This window comes from Gemmatimonadaceae bacterium (assembly GCA_019637355.1).
GTDB lineage: Bacteria > Gemmatimonadota > Gemmatimonadetes > Gemmatimonadales > Gemmatimonadaceae > Pseudogemmatithrix.
In genome coordinates, this window is the sequence record JAHBVT010000001.1 from 2,472,328 (window position 1) to 2,488,288 (window position 15,961).

A 15,961-nucleotide genomic window follows, 5' to 3' on the forward strand; every position below is an offset into this window, starting at 1 on the left:
CTCGCGCTCAGGCCGTGACCACCGCGAACTCGCCGGTCTGCGTGACTTCCTCCTGCGTCGGTGGCAGGAGCTTGTAGAGCACCGGCGTCACGAGGCGCGAGAGCAGCGTCGAGCTGATTAATCCGCCGATGATGACGATGGCCAGCGGCGAGTAGAGCGAGCTGCCTTGGATGGCCAGCGGCATCAACCCGCCGATCGCCGTCAGCGACGTGAGCACGATCGGCACGAAGCGCACCTTCCCTGCCCGCTCGATGGCCTCGTCGAGCCCCATCCCGCCGGCACGCAGTTGGTTGGTGAAGTCCACCAGCAGGATCGAGCTCTTGATCTCGATGCCGATGAGCGCGACGAAGCCGATCACCGAGCTGAAGCTCAGCGTGTAGCCGGTGACCCAGAGCCCGACGAGGCCGCCGATGACGCCGAGCGGGATGACTGAGCTTACGATGAGCATCCCGCGGAAGGTCTTGAACTCCAGGATGAGGATGGCGAGGATGCCGAACACCGCGATGAGGATGGCGGCGCCGAGCCCGCCGAAGCTCTCCTGGCGACTGGCGATCTCGCCGGCGGCGGTGATGCGGTAGCCGTCCGGCAGCGTCAGTGTGTCGAGCTGTGCCAGGATGTTGCGCGTGACGCGGTCGGTGTTGAAGCCGGTGCGCACCTGTGAGGTCACCGTGACGGCCCGCTGGCCGTCGTAGTGCTGGATGACCGGCGGCGAGGTCTCGAACTCCAACGACGCGATCTGGCGTACCGGCACCTGCGCTCCGGTGACCGCCCCGGCATAGATGCGGTCGAGTACCTCGGGGCCCTTCCGCGGCGGACCGGGCAGGCGGAGCATCACCGCGTACTCCTCGCCGTCGGCATCGCGCAGGTGACCGGCGGCGAGGCCTTCGAGGCCGAAGCGCACGGCGCGGTCCACCTCGGCCGTCGGCACGCCATAGAGCCCGGCCTTGGCGCGGTCGGTGCGCAGGCGCAGGTCCGTGCGCGAGACGCGCAGCGGGTTCACGACGTCGCGCGAACCATCCGTGCGCTCGAGGATCCGTTCCACGCGCGCAGCGATGTCGCGCAGCGCGTCCAGGTCCGGCCCGGTCACGCGCATCGCGATGGGCGCGTCGATCGGCGGGCCGTTCTCGAACTCCGTCACCTGGATGCGTGCGTCGGGATAGGCATCGAACTCGGCGCGCAGCGAGTCGAGCAGCAGCGGCGTCGCGCGCGAGTCGTAGCGGTCCACCAGCACGAAGAGCTCGCCGCGGGTGGTGCGTTCGGCCAGAGACTGAATGTTGTAGTAGATCTTGGGATTGCCGCGCCCGATGTTGGCGTACACGTGCTGCACCGACTCGCGGCGCAGCAGTGCCCGCTCAGCGAATGCCACCGCCGAGTCCGTGACGTGAAGGGCGCTGCCTTCCGGTGAGGCGACCGTGACCAGGAACTGCGGCGTGCCGGCCTTGGGGAACAGCGAGAACCCGATGCTCGGGATCAGTGCCAGCGCACTGAAGAACAGCGCCGTCGCGACCAGCAGGGTGCGTCCCGGTGCCGCTAGCGCGCGGTGCAGCAGCTTGGCGTAGGTGGCGTCGATGCCGCGGTTAAGCGCCCGCATAAACACGTTGCCGTGCTCGTCGCCTTCCTCCTTGAGGAACATCGCCGCGAGGAAGGGGATGATCGTGATCGACACCAGCAGCGACGCCAGAATGGTGAACACGACGGCTGCCGGCATCGAGCGGATGAACTTGCCCGGCGTTCCCGGGAGCATCAGCACCGGCAGGAAGGCGAACACCAGCGTCGCCGTCGTGCCGATGACCGCCACGAGGATCTGATTGGTGGCCTTGATAGCCGCCTCGACGCGACCGTAGCCCTCGCGCAACCAACGGGCGATGTTCTCGACGACGACGATCGAGTCGTCCACCAGCAAACCCAGCGCAATCACGAAGCCGACGATGGAGAGCTGGTTGATGCTGTATCCGAACAGCTTGAGCAGCGTGATGCCGATGGCCAGCGACAACGGGATGGACACCATCACGATGCCCGAGGCGCGGAAGCCCAGCGGCAGCAGCGTCAGGATGACCAACGCGATGGCGATGAGGAAATCGGTCGTCAGGCGCGAGAGTCGCAGCCGGACATTGTTGGATTGGTCGAAGGCCCGCTCGAGCTGCATCGAGGCCGGCAACGTGGACTGGAAGGCGTCGGCGCTGGCCCAGAGCCGGTCACGCACCGCCATAATGTTCTCGTTGTCCTGCATCGCGGCCGTGATCCACACGGCGCGGCGGCCGTTGAAGCGCGCCGTGCTGCTGGCGATCTCGTAGTCCCACTCGACTTCGGCGACGTCGCCGAGCCGTACGGATGCGCCCGCCGCACCGCCAATGACGGTGCTGCGCAGCTGGTCCAGCGAGCGATAGCCGCCGCTGGTCTTCACGTTGAAACGGCGGTTGCCTACGTCAGCCGAGCCACCGGGGATGTTGAGGCTCTCGCTGCCGACGGCCTGCAGCACGCGGCTGAGCGGAATGCCGAACTCGGCCAGACGGCCGGCATCCAGCGAGACGCGCAGCTCGCGGCTGGGATAGCCCCGGGTCTCCGCCCGCTTCACGCCCGGCTGGCGCGCAAGGTCGTCGCGCAGCGCGCGGGCCGCTTTGTCGAGTTCGTGGTACGGCGCCGTCTCCGAGACCAGCGCGAACTGCGCGATGTTCACGTCGGAGGCGTTGATGCGCTGCACCTCCAGCACCGCGAGGTCGCTGGGCAGGCTGCCGCGCAGGGCGTTCACCTCGCGCAGGATCTCGTCGTACTTGCGGTCGGCATCCACCGAGACCTCGAACTCGGGGATGATGAGCGCGAGGCCGTCTTCAATGGATGCCTTCACGTCGCGAAGGTTCTCGAGCGCACGGATGCGATCCTCGATTGGATCCACGACCAACTGCTCCATATCCGTCGGGCTCGCGCCGGGATACACGGCGACGATCGGATACACCGGGATCGGGAAGGTCGGGTCCTCGGCGCGCGGGATGGTCAGCATCGAGAAGCTGCCCATCGCCAGCATCGCGACGAAAGCCACCAGCATAAACTGGCGGTTGCGGACGCTGAAGCCGACGATGTTCACGGCGTGCCCTCGGCGACCACGCGCACGCGCGTGCCCTGCACCAGGCGCGTCGCGCCGGCGGTGACGACGCGGGTGCTGGCGTCGATGTCGCCTTCCACGGCCGCGAGCGCGCCGTCCAGCCAGAGCACGCGCACGCGACGACGTTCGGCGTTTGCCGCGCCTTCCGCGACGACGAACACCGTCGCGTCGCGGCCGTCGACTTCCAGCAAGGCCTCGGCGGGCAGCGTGAGCACCGCGACACTGCCCTGCGGCGTGAGCCGCGCCCGCCCGATCAGTCCCGACGCGAGCCGGCGGTTCCCGGGCGTCACTGCCACTTCGACTTCATACGTGCCGGTCATCGGCGATGCGGCGACACCAACGCGCTCGACGCGGCCAGCAAAGCTAGTGCCCGGATGCGCGTCGAATGACACCTCGGCGGCCATCCCTTCGCGCAAGCGCACCGCCTCGCGGTCTGCCGCACCCGCGCGCAGCACCAAACCCTGGCGCTCTACGCGCAGCACGAACACCGGCGTTCCGGCGCCGACGAGCTGGCCGTTTTCCACCTGGCGACGCAGAATCACGCCCGCGGCCGGCGCGCGCACTTCCGCGTACTGGCGATTGAACTCCGCCGCACGCAGCTGGGCCTCGGCGACTTCCAAGCCCGTGCGCGCATCCTCCAACTGCGACTGCGTGGCCACGGAGTCCTTGAACAACGCTTCAACGCGCGTGAGCTCGCGTCGCGATTTATCGCGCGACTCGCGGGCGGCGGCGACGCTAGCGTCGATCTCCGTCAGCGAGAGCGCGGCGAGCAACTGGCCCTCGCTCACGCGGTCGCCGGCATCCGCGCGCACGCTGGCCACCACGCCGCCGACCTTGAAGCCCAGCGGGATCTCTTCCTTGGCACCGAGGATGCCGGTGAGCAGGATGTCGGGCTCGGCCGTACGCGAACCGGGCGTGACGACGCGGACGGGAATCGGCGCGGCGTCCTCGGCGGCGGGAGCATCGGCGCCACCGCAGGCCATCGCCGCGAGCGTGATCAGGAGCATCGGGAGTCGCAGGGTCACGGCGTGGTCCTCGGATAGAGCGCAGCCGCACGGTCCAGCTCGACGCGGCGCAGGTAGTAGTCGTAGGTGGTGAACAGGGCGTTGAGCTGAGCCGCGGTCAGGGCGGTGCGCGCTTCGCTGAGTTCCAACGGCGAGGCCAGGCCTTCGGTGGCGCGGCGGTCCACGAGTTGGAAGGTCCGCGTGGCGGCGTCTTCCTGAGCACGGGCCGTCTCGATGGCCTGCCGCGCGACTGCTGCGGCCTGCCAGGCGAGGCGGACCTGCAGCTCGATCCCGCGCCGTGCGTCCTCGTCCTGCAGCGAGAGTCGCTGCGCCTCGAGCTGCGCCTGCTCGGCCCGCGCGGCGTCGCGGCCGCCGTTGAACAGGTTCCACGACGCGACCACGCTCACCAAGGTGAAGTCGGCGTCGCGGCTGAAGCGGTACTCGTTGCCTTGCACGCCGTAGTCCAGCGCGACGGCCAAGTTCGGCAGGAAGCTGCCGCGTGCCACGGCGCGCTGGGCGTTGGCGGCGCGCTTGCCGGCGTCGATCGCGCGGAGCTCCTCGCGCCCGCCGAGCCCGGCAGCCAGCGCTTCGTCGAGCGTCGGCAGCGCGTCGAGACCCAGCGTCGCGGCGTCCACGATGCTGACCTCGTCGGTGATCGCGCGACCCACCGTCATATTGAAGCTCTGGCGCGTGGCGCTCACCAGCTGCGCCGCCTCGGCGTCGCGCTGCTGCGCCTCGCTGAACTCGGCGCGCACCCGCGAGAGCGCGTCCGGCGTCGCGCGGCCGACTTCGACCAAGCGCTGCATCACCCGCAGCTGCTCTTCAAGCAGCGTCCGCGTGGCGAGGCGCAGCTCGGCGAGGCGCAGGGCCTTGGCGTGCGTGAGGTAGGCACTGCGGATCTCGGCGGCCAACTGGCGCTCGGTGGCGGCGTAGGTCGCGCTCTGCACGTCGCGCGCGGCGCTGGCGGCGCGGTAGCCGGAGTAGATCTCCGCCTGGAAGATCGGCTGGGCCACCCGCACCGCCGTCTCCTGCTTCAGCGGCAGGCGCAGGTCGATGTTCGTCGGGAACTGCGGCGCGCCGAGGAGCTGGTTCAGCGCATCGAAGGCGGGGTTGATCAGCTCGCCGAGGTTCACCACCTGGCCGCTGACGTTCGTGTAGCGCGCGTTCAGCGTGGCGGTGGGCAGGAAGAACCCGCGGGCTTCGCGAACGGCGGCTTCGGAGCGCTCCACCTGGAGTGCCTGCTGCCGGATGCCCAGGTTCTGGCGCAGGCCTTCGCGCACGTACTCGTCGAGCGGCCCTTGGGCGGCCAGCACGGCCGGCGCCAGCAGCAGCGGAAGGATGGTCCAGCGCATAGCGTCATCGGTTGGGGGACCGGCATCGGAATACCGCGCCCGTATCGTGTTCTAGAGGGATGTCTCTAGTACGCTCTAGATTATTAGAGGGTTTCCACTACTTGTCAATAGTGGAATGAAATCTCTATTATGTAGCCAGATGAGTAACGACCGCCCCGAAGTGCCCGCCAATCATATAGATGGTGATCCCCGGGACCGCGCCGCCCGCGCCCCGCAGCAGGAGCGCGGGCAGCGGCGTGTGGAGCAGATCCTGGATGCCGCAGCTCAGGTATTCGTGGAGCACGGGGTGGACGGCGCCACGATGCAGCTGATTGCCGAGCGCGCCGAGAGCTCGATGGGTTCGCTGTATCACTTCTTTCCCAACAAGGACGCGATCGTCGAGGCGCTGGGGGCGCGGTACGCCGACGCCGCCCGCGACACGAACGAGCGCGCGATGCCGCTCGAGCACGCGCACCATCCGATGACGGAACTGTTCGACAGCATCCTGCAGGCGCAGATGGGCTTGATCGAGCGGACGCCGGCCTTCACGGCGGTGCACGCGGCCGTGCATCGCAACTGCCCGGCCATCTACGACGCGCTCAACCAGGCACTGGTGGGGCACGTGGCCAAGTTCCTCGCGCTGCGCTATCCGAGCCTGCCAGAGCGTGAGCGTGCCGCGTCGGCGATGGTGTCGGTGGCGGCGGTGCACGCCATCGTGGAGTTGGCGGGCCGCCTGCCGGTGGAGTTCCGCGAGGCCGCCATCCGCGAGGCGCACACGATGTTCGTGGCGCACTACGGCCGCTACGACACGCTGTACGGGACGCGCGCCGGTTAGATTCTCGGCGTGCCCGTCGACTCGCTGACCCCAATCCTGCTCGGTGTGCTCCTCGGCCTGCGTCACGCAACGGACGCGGACCACGTCGTCGCGGTGACGACAATCGTGGCGCGCGAGCGCTCGCTGCTGCGTGCGGCGCGCGTCGGCGCGATGTGGGGCCTGGGGCACACGCTCACGCTGCTGCTGCTCGGCGGCGCGATCATCGCGTTCCGACTGGTGATTCCGCCGCGCGTCGGACTGGGGCTCGAGTTCGCCGTGGCGCTGATGCTCATCGGGCTCGGCTACTCCAACATCCTCCGCCGCGACGATGAGTCCCTGCCGCCGCTCACGCGGCCCCTTGTCGTCGGCGTGGTGCACGGACTGGCCGGCTCGGCGGCGGTGGCGCTCTTGGTGCTGGCGACGATCCGCGAGCCGCTGGCCGCCGCCGCGTATCTGCTGATGTTCGGACTGGGCACCATCCTCGGGATGATGCTCGTCACCGCGCTGCTGGCGGCGCCGGCGCTCTATGCCCGCGACCGCGTGGCCCAGATGCGCATCGGCGTACGCGTGGCCGCCGGAGCGCTGAGCATCGCCTTCGGCCTGCTGCTGGCGCGCGAGCTGATCGTGGACGGCGGCTTGTTCTCGGCGGTGCCGACCTGGGATCCACACTGACGGCAAGGCGCGGCAAGGCGGCGCGCAGAACGTCCGCAAGTCGCGCTGGGGCGAAGCAACCTGTTGCGCGCCACCCCGACTCGACCGCGCTGCGGCAGTTCGGCCAGAAGCTCCGCGCCTGGTACCGCCGCAACGCCCGCGACCTGCCGTGGCGCCGCACGCGCGACCCGTACGCGATCCTCGTCAGCGAGCTGATGCTGCAGCAGACGCAGGTCAGCCGCGTGCTCGACTACTGGCAGCGCTTCCTCGAGCGCTTCCCCACGCTCGAATCGCTCGCCGCCGCGCGCGAGCGGCAGGTGCTCGCGCAGTGGAGCGGCCTCGGCTACTACGCACGCGCGCGGAACCTGCACAAGCTCTCGAAGGCCGTGGTCCGCGAAGGCGCCGGCGCCTGGGGCGATGCGCCATCAGCCACGCCGCCGCTCGCCGCCGACGGCACGGCCTCGCTGCTGCCAGCCGAAGCCGCGCAGTTGCGGCGCCTGCCGGGCATCGGGGCATATACAGCGGGTGCGGTCAGCACCTTTGCCTTCGAACGCCGTGCGGCACTCGTGGATACGAACGTCGCGCGCGTGCTCACGCGCGTGTTCGCGCCGCGGCTGCAGCCCAAACGCGCGCGTGACCAGAAGGCGATCTGGGCGTTGGCCGAGGCTACGCTGCCCCGCACCGGCTCGGCGACGTGGACGCACAACCAGGCGTTGATGGAACTTGGCGCGCTGGTGTGCACGGCGCGGGTGAAGCGGTGCGGGGCCTGCCCGGTGCACAGTGTGTGCCGGTCCTCCGAGCGGTAGCAGGTCGCACCCTAGGGCGACGCTCGCCGGATGCGCAGGGCGAGGGTAGCATCTCCTATGCCCAAGCGCCCTCGGACTCACCTGAAGCTCATCGCCTGCGCCGCCGCGCTGGTGCTCGCCACCGGATGCGTGACGCGCGTGAACGCCCCGACGGTGCGGCCGAGCTGGATCGAGGCGCCGGAAGGCGATTGGGACGAAGTCCTCATCCACCAATCGTACACCACCATCCTCACGCGCTACCGAGCTGATTCACTGCGCGTGGATGGCGTGCGCCGCACGCGCACGCGGCGCGCGGACAAAGCCCGGGACTTCCTGCGCCGCCGCGTCGAGCGACGCGACACGGTGGACGTCGCGTACCGCATCGCGGAAGCACAGGGGTTCCGCGCGCAGGTGCTCGGCACTTTCGTGCAGTACTCCGACATCTCGCGCTCAGGATTCGTGTTGCGCTTCGGCAACGCCTCCGACGACGATGACGCGCCGGATGATCGCACGTACCATCGGCTCGCGTATGCGTCCGACCTGCGGCTGCGCATCGGCGATGACTCCACGGCCTGGCGGCTCAGCACGAGCTGGGAGTGGGACTCCACCGGCATCCAACGCTCGGAGCGGATGCTGACGCGCAATGACCGTACCTTGGCGCTCACGGAACTGGTACCGAATGGCAAGGCGCCAGAGCCCAGCCGCCGAACGCCGATGTTGGTGCCTGAAGCGGCGGGCTGGCTGGTGCTCGACGGCAAGACGCCGCTCGCCGCGGTGCAGACGAGTGGTGGCGGCCTCCTGGGCCAGAGCGATCTCCGCGCTTGGGTTCCGCGGGGGCTCGACGCCGCCGAGCGGAAGTCACGGATCGCAATGTTGCTGATGCTCTTGGAGGGCAGCAACCGGAGCGTGTTCACGCGGCAGCACTGAAGGCCAGTCCGCCGGGCTAGCGCCGGCTCCGCGCGAGGTCGGCCGCATAGCGTCGCTCCGCGCGCGCGAAGAGCGCACGGCCGAGCCCGGTGTGCCAGAACCGTCCTGCCAACCGCTGCGCCAGCGTGATGCGGACAGGACGCATCGTCCACAGCGCCAACGACACGCCAGCGAACACCGTCGCCGAGACGAGCAGCAGGAATCCAAGGCCGTCCACGTGCGCGCGGCCGGCGGCATCGCGGGCGATATGCTGCGGAAAGAATCCGATCGACACGCCGCTCAGGAATCCGCCGATGGCTGCAATCGCCTTGCGGCGGCGCAGGCGAATCGCCTCGACCGGGTCGGCGACGAGCAGCTCCCCGGCGCGGCTCGTCTCGTCGCGAATCGCATCCGACGCGGCGGCGGCGTCTGCCGCCGTAAACCCCTGCCGCACGACGAAACGGACGCGATCCAGCATCTGGGTGATGGTGGTGATGAGTACCGTGACGACCAGCAGCATCGCCACGGAGCCGATCAGCGAGCGGCGGTACCCGGCGAGATTCCAGAAGCCCACGAGAAACGCCGCGAGGAAGATGCCCATCTGCAGTGACTGCGCCGTCTGCTGCTGGAAGAGGCGCAGCAACGGGGCGACTTCGCGGGTGCGGAGGTGCAGGTCGTTGATCGCCTCCGCCAGTGCCTCGGCGGTGTCGTAGCGCGCGTTGCGATCCTTCGACAACAGGCGGGCGATGACCTCCGTGAGCCCGACGGGGAACTCCGCGCGAACTGAGGTCACGGGTGGCGGTGGCTGCGTCATATGCAACATCAACAGGCGATGTGCGCTGTCTGCCTGGAATACCGTGCGCCCGGTGGCTGCGAAGAATCCCACGCAGCCCAGCGAATAGAGATCCGACCGTCCGTCGATCGCCTCGGCCGCCGCCTGCTCGGGGCTCATATAATGTGGCGTCCCGATGGACTGTCCCACTTCGGTCAGGCTACTCGCCTGTTCCTTCCGGGCGATGCCAAAGTCCATTATCAGCGCGCGCCCCGTGCCGCGTTCGATCATCAGGTTGTCCGGCTTGACGTCGCGGTGTACGATGCCGCGGGCGTGCGCGTAGCCCAGCGCCCAGGCGGTATCCTGCAGCAGCCGCGCGCAATCGATGGCGTCGTAGGGCCCGGAGCGCGCGATGCGCTGCGAGAGCGTCTCGCCGTCCACGTACTGCATCACGATCGCCAGCAGGTCACCCTGCTCCTCGACCGCGTGCACGTGGATGATGTTGGGGTGCGAGAGCGAGGCCGCGAGCTTGGCCTCGCGCACGAAACGCTCGCGCAGCGTTGCGTTGATGGCGAGGTCCGGCGGCAGGACCTTGATGGCGACGTGCCGGTCCAGCGTGCGGTCTTCGGCGAGAAACACCGCCCCCATCCCGCCGCGCCCGAGCTCGCGGAGCACGCGATAGCGACCAGCCGTCGAGCGTTCCAGCAGCAGTTGGAGAGGATCGGTCATCGCAAGAAACTGCAGGCCGGAGCGCGCGGACGGAAGGGAGCTGCAGGTACAAGACGGAAGACGGATGACGGACGCTTCTCTCATCCGTCCTCCGTCCTCCGTCCTCCGTCCTCCGTCGAAAACCTACTTCACAACCTTATGCGACAGGTTGATCCCCTTCTTCGGATACGGCCGCGTGTCGTAGCCCGTGTAGATCTGCCGCGGGCGCGCGATCTTCTGCTCCTTGTCGAGCAGCAGCTCCTCCCATTGCGACATCCAGCCGGCGGTGCGCGCGATGGCGAACAGCACCGTGAAGTAGTCGGTCGGGAAGTGCATCGCCCGGTAGATCAGGCCCGTGTAGAAGTCGACGTTCGGGTAGAGCTTGCGCGAGATGAAGTACTCGTCGCTGAGCGCGATGCGCTCGAGCTCCAGCGCGATCTCCATATCCTTCGTCATCCCGGCGACCTTGAGCACGTCGTCGCAGAGCTTCTTCACGATCTTGGCGCGCGGATCGTAACTCTTGTACACGCGGTGACCGAAGCCCATCAGGCGGTTGCCGGCCTTGCCGCTCTTCACGCCCTCGATGAAGGCCGGGATGTTCTTCACATCGCCGATCTCCTCGAGCATCCGCAGCACCGCCTCGTTGGCACCGCCGTGCAGCGGGCCGTACAGCGCCGCCACGCCTGCCGCCACCGCCGAGTACGGGTCCACGTGCGAGCTGCCCACCGCCCGCACCGCGTTGGTGGAGCAGTTCTGCTCGTGGTCCGCGTGCAGGATGAACAGGATGTCGATCGCCCGCGCGTACACCGGATGCGCCTCGTACTTGGGCTCCGACATCCGCGCGATCATCGAGAGGAAGTTCTCGGCGTACGACAGCGAGTTGTCGGGATACACGTACGGCAGGCCCTTCACGTGGCGGTACGCGAACGCCGCCAGCGTCGGCATCTTGGCCAGCAAGCGGATGAACGCGATGTCGCGCTCGCGCGGGTCGTGGATGTCCTTGGACGTCGGGTAGAACGACGACAGCGCCGCGACGCCGGCCGTCAGCATCGCCATCGGATGGGCGTCGTAGCGGAAGCCCTCCATAAAGCGCTTGATGTTCTCGTGCACGTACGTGTGGTACGTGATGTGGTGCTGGAACTCGTCGTACTCCTGCTGCGTCGGCAGCTCGCCCTTGCGCAGCAGCCACGCGACTTCGAGGAAGTTCGAGTGCTCGGCCAGCTGCTCGATCGGGTACCCGCGGTAGCGCAGGATGCCCTTGTCGCCGTCGATGAACGTGATGGCCGAGCGACAGGAGGCCGTGTTCATAAAGGCCGGGTCGTAGCCCATAATCCCGAAATCGTCGGGATTGACCTTGATCTGCTTGAGGTCGGCCGTGCGGATGGTCTCGTCGGTGATCGGGGCGTAGTAGATCTTGCCCGTGCGCGAGTCCTTGATCTCGAGGTGGTCGCCGGCGGGGGCGGCCGAGGTCGGGGTGCCTGCCATCGTAGGGGGTTCCGCTTTGGGGGTGAACACCTGCGGAGTCGTCGCAATGCTTCGACTCGAGCGCGGACTGCGTTGTCGCGCCGGGAGTAAATCTAGTCGTTGTACCCGCCCAAATGGGTGGGGAACCGCACCCCGCTACCGGGTCCGTTATCCTTCGTGGGCCTATGGAGTCCCCCCTCTTCCTGCTCGCGGTCGCTGCGGCCGCCGCCGTCGGCGCGATGATGAACGCCGTGGCCGGGGGGGGCACCCTGATCACCTTCCCCGCCCTCGTCGCCCTAGGCGTCCCGCCGATCACGGCCAATGCCACCTCGACCGTGGCCCTCTGGCCCGGGACGATGCTCTCGATGTGGGGCTACCGCCGCGAGCTGGTCGGGGCGCGGCGCTGGGCCAAGGCCTTCGCCATCCCGTCCTTCGCGGGTGGCATCGTCGGGGCCGTCCTCCTGCTCCAGACGCCGGAGCGGCGCTTCGCCGCAATCGTCCCCTGGCTGATCCTCGGGGCGACGGCCCTGTTCATCGCCCAACGCCCGCTGATGCACTCGCTGGCCGAACGGGGCGGGCTGCGGCGTGAGGTCGCCGGGGCGGACGGTCACCTGCTGCCGCCCAGCGCCGCCTTCCTATTGTACCAGTTCGGCGTGAGCGTCTACGGCGGCTATTTCGGGGCTGGTGCCGGCATCCTGATGCTGGCCGCGCTCGGCTTGATGGGCCTGACGAACATCCATCAGATGAACGGCCTCAAGAACTGGGGCGGCGGCGTGATGAACCTCGTCGCGGTGCTGATCTTCGCCGTCTCGGGCATCGTGAACTGGCCGATTGCCATCGCGATGGCACTGGGCGCGGGCGCCGGCGGCATCGGCGGGTCGCTGTTGGCGCAGCGCGTGGGGCAGGACTGGGTGCGGCGGGCGATCGTGACCATCGGCTTGGGCTCCGGCGTGGCGATGTTGTTCGGGCTGATCTGAGCGATTGCGTACAGTTGGCCCCGCTGGGCGCACGACTCGGCCCTCGGTTGGTCCCAAGGTCAAACGGTTTGGGCTGAATTCCCATCCCAGTGGGTATGCCCAACGACTCAGACGCCACAGCTTGGCGCGACTTCGCCCGCGCGCTCGCGGAGCGCTACGCCGACCTTTCCCCGCTCAGCGGCGGCGGAATGTCTGAGCTCTTCGTCGCGCGCGAGCGGCGCCTCGACCGCCGCGTCGTCATCAAGCGCATCGCCCGGCAGTTCGCCGGTGCCGACGGACGCGAGCGATTCGACCGCGAGATCGCGGTCCTCGCGACCCTGCAGCACCCGAACATCGTCCCGCTGCTGCACGCCGACGCCTTCGAGGGCGCGCCGTACTTCGTGATGCCGTTCGTGCGCGGCGAGTCGCTGCGCGACCGGCTCCTGCGCGGGCCGCTCTCGGTGCGCGAGGCCGTTGCCATCCTCGAGGACGTCGCGCAGGCGCTGGAAGTCGCCCACGCGCTCGGCGTGGTGCACCGCGACATCAAGCCCGGCAACATCCTGCTCACCGGCAGCAGCGCGATGGTCGCCGACTTCGGCATCGCCAAGGCGCTGGCGCGCGCGCCCGGCGGTGGCGCGCAGGTGCTGCGTACGCCCTCCGACCTCACAATCGAAGGACTCTCGCTCGGGACGCCTCGCTATATGTCGCCGGAGCAGTTCGCCGCCGATCCCTCGGCCGACCACCGCGTGGACCTCTACGCCCTTGGCGTGGTCGCGTACGAGATGCTGGCCGGTGCGCCGCCCTTCGAGGCCGCGACCACCGCCGAGCTGGCGCGGGCGCATCTGGCGAAGACACCAGTTCCGCTGACGCAGCGCCGCCGGGAGGTGCCGCCCGCACTCGCGTCGCTCGTGGCCGCCTGCCTCGAGAAGGATCCGGAGGCGCGCCCGCGCTCGGCCGCGGCCGTGCTCCGCGCGCTGCGCTCACCCTCGCTGCTTCAGCCCAGCGCGGCCGACGAGGCCACGCCGCGACGTCACCTCACCCCAGCGCCCCTGCGCAGCGTGCTCCAAGACCTGCGCTACGCGGTCCGCTCGCTGGCCAAGACTCCGGTGCTGCTCGCCGCCACGCTCGGTTGCCTCGCCCTCGGCGTCGGGAGCACCGCAGCGGTGTTCAGCGTCGTGGATGGCGCCCTGCTGCGCCCACTGCCGTTCGTCGAGCCCGAGCGTTTGGTCTCGGTGTTCCGCACCGTGGGCGGGTACAGCGGCGACCCCATCTCGGTTCCGAACTTCCTCGACCTGCGAGAGGATCCGGTCCTCGACCGCCTTGAGGCGATCGCAATCACCTCACGCATCGCGCACTTGGGCGACCGCGGTGAACCGGCCTCGGCACTGCAACTCAGCGGGTCGGCCTTCACGACCTTGCAGGTACGCCCTGCACTCGGCCGGCTCTTCACGGACGATGACGACCGCGAGTCGGCACCAGCGGTGGTCGTGCTCAGCGACGGCTTCTGGCGCAGTCACCTCGGAGGCAGCCCAGGCGTGGTCGGAACGACGCTGCGCCTCGACGGCGTGCCGCACGACATCATCGGCGTTCTGCCACCCGGCTTCCGCATTCCGCACGCCTGGGCGATGCTCGAAGCCGACGTCTGGCTCCCAAGCCGATTCACCGCCAACCAGCGCGCGCAGCGCAGCAGCAACTTCCTGCGCGCCTTCGCGCGCCTCGCACCGGGGCAAACGCTGGAGTCCGCCGAACTCGCGTTGCGCACGCGCTACGATGGCCTCATCGAGCAGTTCCCCGAACTCCGTGGCACCCAGGTGCGGCTCGGCGCCATGCAGGCCGAGTCGCAGGCGTCGGTGCGCACGCCACTCCTGCTGCTCCTCGCTGCCGCCATCGCAGTGCTCGCCATCGCGACGATCAACGTCTCGAGCCTTCTGCTCGCGCGCGGGATCCGCCGCCAGCAGGAGCTGGCCGTGCGCACGGCGCTCGGTGCCACGCGATGGCAGTTGCTGCGGCCCGTGCTGGCCGAGTCGGCAGTGATTGCCGTCGGGGGATGCACAATCGGCCTCGCGCTGGCGGCGTTGGCCGTGCGCACCATCGGCTTGCTGGCGGCGCAGCAGATTCCGCAGCTCGCCGGCGCCTCACTCGACGCGCGCACGGTGCTTGCCGCGATTGCGCTTGCGCTGCTCGCTGCCACGATGGGAAGCCTCGCACCGGCACTGCGGGCGCTGCGCCTGCATCCGGGCGACGCGCTGCGCGGTGGGCGCGGCAGCGAGGCAGCGGGCCAGCATCGCGCACTGGGAGTCTTGGTCATCGCCGAGGGCGCGCTCGCGCTGGCGCTGCTCGTCGCCGCAGGATTGGTGTTCAAGGGCTATCACCAGCTCCAACGCAACGCATCGGGCTTCGAGGCCGAGGGGATGCTCTCGCTTCTCGCGCGCGTATCGCCAAGCGACTACGCGGCAGGCCGCATCGCCGACGGATTCCTCGAGCCCGCGCTGGAGGCCGTGCGCGCCGTGCCAGGCGTCGCGGCGGCAGGTGCCATCTCGCAGCTACCGTACCTCGAGTGGGGATGGAACGCGTGGGTCCGCTACGACGGAATGCCCGAGATGCCGCTCACCGAGCGTCCGCTCATCGAAACGCGGAACGTCGCGCCGGGATTCTTCGAGACCACCGGCCAGCGCCTGCTCGAGGGCCGGCTGCTGGAACAACGCGACAACGCCGCCGACGCGCCGCGGGTCATCGTCGTGAATCGGGCGCTCGCCGAGCGTGACTTTCCGGGGCGCAGTCCGCTCGGGCAGCGCCTGTACTTCGGCGAGACAGCGTCGGAGATCGTCGGGGTCGTGAGCGACATCCGCAACAACGGACCGGAAGATGCGCCATTGCCGGAGGCCTACTGGACATTCGGCCAGCGGCATCCTGCAGCGACGGGGTATCGCATCGTCGTGCGGGCCGCGTCCGGAGATGCCACGAGCATTGCCGCCTCGGTCGAGCGGGCGCTCCGTGGGGTGGATCCCCGCGTTGCCATCTCGCAGGTACTGCCGATGCCCGAGGTGATCGCGAGCAGCCTCGGACGTCCGCGCTTCTTGTTCGCGCTGTTCGGCACCTTGGCGGTCGCGGCCCTGCTGCTGGCCTTGGCGGGGCTGTTTGGAATGCTCAGCTACGTCGTCGAGCAGCGCCGGCGCGAGTACGGCCTGCGCGCCGCGCTCGGGGCGGCGCCGGCGCGCATCGTGCGCGACGTGCTGCGCGGGGGCGGACTGCTGATCGCGGGGAGCGTGGTGCTCGGCCTCGTCGTCGCCTGGTTCCTCACGCGCGTGATGGAATCAGTGCTGTACGGAGTGAATCCGCGCGACCCGGTGGTCTGGGCCGCCGCCACCGCGGCGATGGCGCTCGCGGGACTCGTCGCGACCTTCGCACCCGCACGACGGGCCGGCACGGCACATCCGATGGTAGCGATGCGCGGCGAACCGTGATTTCAT

At 69.1% G+C, this 15,961-nt stretch carries 11 protein-coding genes; 6 read left to right on the top strand and 5 right to left on the bottom strand.

Annotation, left to right across the window (positions count from 1 at the left end):
* Nucleotides 1-7 precede the first annotated feature (7 nt).
* Genes KF689_11370 through KF689_11380 form a run of 3 tightly spaced genes read right to left on the bottom strand, consistent with a single transcriptional unit; the run spans nt 8 to nt 5,456 of the window.
* Complete coding sequence (locus tag KF689_11370) at nt 8-3,082, bottom strand: efflux RND transporter permease subunit (protein MBX3133967.1); 3,075 nt, start codon at nt 3,080-3,082, stop codon at nt 8-10.
* Nucleotides 3,079-4,125, bottom strand: coding sequence for an efflux RND transporter periplasmic adaptor subunit (locus tag KF689_11375; protein MBX3133968.1), 1,047 nt, complete (start codon nt 4,123-4,125; stop codon nt 3,079-3,081). The genes KF689_11370 and KF689_11375 overlap by 4 nt, the downstream gene beginning before the upstream one ends.
* Nucleotides 4,122-5,456, bottom strand: coding sequence for a TolC family protein (locus KF689_11380; protein MBX3133969.1), 1,335 nt, complete (start codon nt 5,454-5,456; stop codon nt 4,122-4,124). The genes KF689_11375 and KF689_11380 overlap by 4 nt, the downstream gene beginning before the upstream one ends.
* 139 nt (nt 5,457-5,595) lie before the next feature.
* Here KF689_11380 and KF689_11385 point away from each other — a divergent pair, with 139 nt between their 5' ends.
* The 4 genes from KF689_11385 (at nt 5,596) to KF689_11400 (ending at nt 8,612) form a co-directional block, all read left to right on the top strand.
* Nucleotides 5,596-6,270, top strand: coding sequence for a TetR/AcrR family transcriptional regulator (locus KF689_11385; GenBank protein MBX3133970.1), 675 nt, complete (start codon nt 5,596-5,598; stop codon nt 6,268-6,270).
* Between the two features lie 9 nt (nt 6,271-6,279).
* Entirely contained in the window at nt 6,280-6,921 is a 642-nt protein-coding gene (locus KF689_11390; protein MBX3133971.1) for a hypothetical protein, read from the top strand.
* A 194-nt stretch (nt 6,922-7,115) separates the two neighbouring features.
* Nucleotides 7,116-7,706 (top strand): hypothetical protein, encoded by a 591-nt coding sequence (locus tag KF689_11395; protein ID MBX3133972.1) that lies wholly within the window; start codon nt 7,116-7,118, stop codon nt 7,704-7,706.
* Between the two features lie 57 nt (nt 7,707-7,763).
* Nucleotides 7,764-8,612: a hypothetical protein gene (locus tag KF689_11400; protein ID MBX3133973.1), complete on the top strand. Its 849-nt coding sequence runs from the start codon at nt 7,764-7,766 to the stop codon at nt 8,610-8,612.
* Between the two features lie 16 nt (nt 8,613-8,628).
* Here the strand turns inward: KF689_11400 and KF689_11405 are convergent, their stop codons facing one another.
* Both KF689_11405 and KF689_11410 read right to left on the bottom strand, forming a co-directional pair.
* The gene (locus KF689_11405; GenBank protein ID MBX3133974.1) at nt 8,629-10,092 is read right to left on the bottom strand and encodes a serine/threonine protein kinase; all 1,464 of its coding nucleotides are present in this window, start codon (nt 10,090-10,092) and stop codon (nt 8,629-8,631) included.
* A gap of 123 nt (nt 10,093-10,215) precedes the next feature.
* Nucleotides 10,216-11,556, bottom strand: coding sequence for a citrate synthase (locus KF689_11410; protein MBX3133975.1), 1,341 nt, complete (start codon nt 11,554-11,556; stop codon nt 10,216-10,218).
* A 164-nt stretch (nt 11,557-11,720) separates the two neighbouring features.
* On the opposite strand from KF689_11410, the gene KF689_11415 reads away from it, so the two are divergent.
* Together KF689_11415 and KF689_11420 are read left to right on the top strand one after the other, a co-directional pair.
* Nucleotides 11,721-12,512: a sulfite exporter TauE/SafE family protein gene (locus tag KF689_11415; protein ID MBX3133976.1), complete on the top strand. Its 792-nt coding sequence runs from the start codon at nt 11,721-11,723 to the stop codon at nt 12,510-12,512.
* 95 nt (nt 12,513-12,607) lie between these two features.
* Entirely contained in the window at nt 12,608-15,955 is a 3,348-nt protein-coding gene (locus KF689_11420; protein ID MBX3133977.1) for an ABC transporter permease, read from the top strand.
* The last annotated feature ends 6 nt before the right edge of the window (nt 15,956-15,961 follow it).

Coding starts and splice junctions, on each gene's coding strand:
- KF689_11380 (MBX3133969.1), bottom strand. CDS start 5,456: ATGCGCTGGACCATCCTTCCGCTGCTGCTGGCGCCGGCCGTGCTGGCC.
- KF689_11385 (MBX3133970.1), top strand. CDS start 5,596: ATGAGTAACGACCGCCCCGAAGTGCCCGCCAATCATATAGATGGTGAT.
- KF689_11395 (MBX3133972.1), top strand. CDS start 7,116: ATGCTGCAGCAGACGCAGGTCAGCCGCGTGCTCGACTACTGGCAGCGC.
- KF689_11400 (MBX3133973.1), top strand. CDS start 7,764: ATGCCCAAGCGCCCTCGGACTCACCTGAAGCTCATCGCCTGCGCCGCC.
- KF689_11405 (MBX3133974.1), bottom strand. CDS start 10,092: ATGACCGATCCTCTCCAACTGCTGCTGGAACGCTCGACGGCTGGTCGC.
- KF689_11410 (MBX3133975.1), bottom strand. CDS start 11,556: ATGGCAGGCACCCCGACCTCGGCCGCCCCCGCCGGCGACCACCTCGAG.
- KF689_11415 (MBX3133976.1), top strand. CDS start 11,721: ATGGAGTCCCCCCTCTTCCTGCTCGCGGTCGCTGCGGCCGCCGCCGTC.
- KF689_11420 (MBX3133977.1), top strand. CDS start 12,608: ATGCCCAACGACTCAGACGCCACAGCTTGGCGCGACTTCGCCCGCGCG.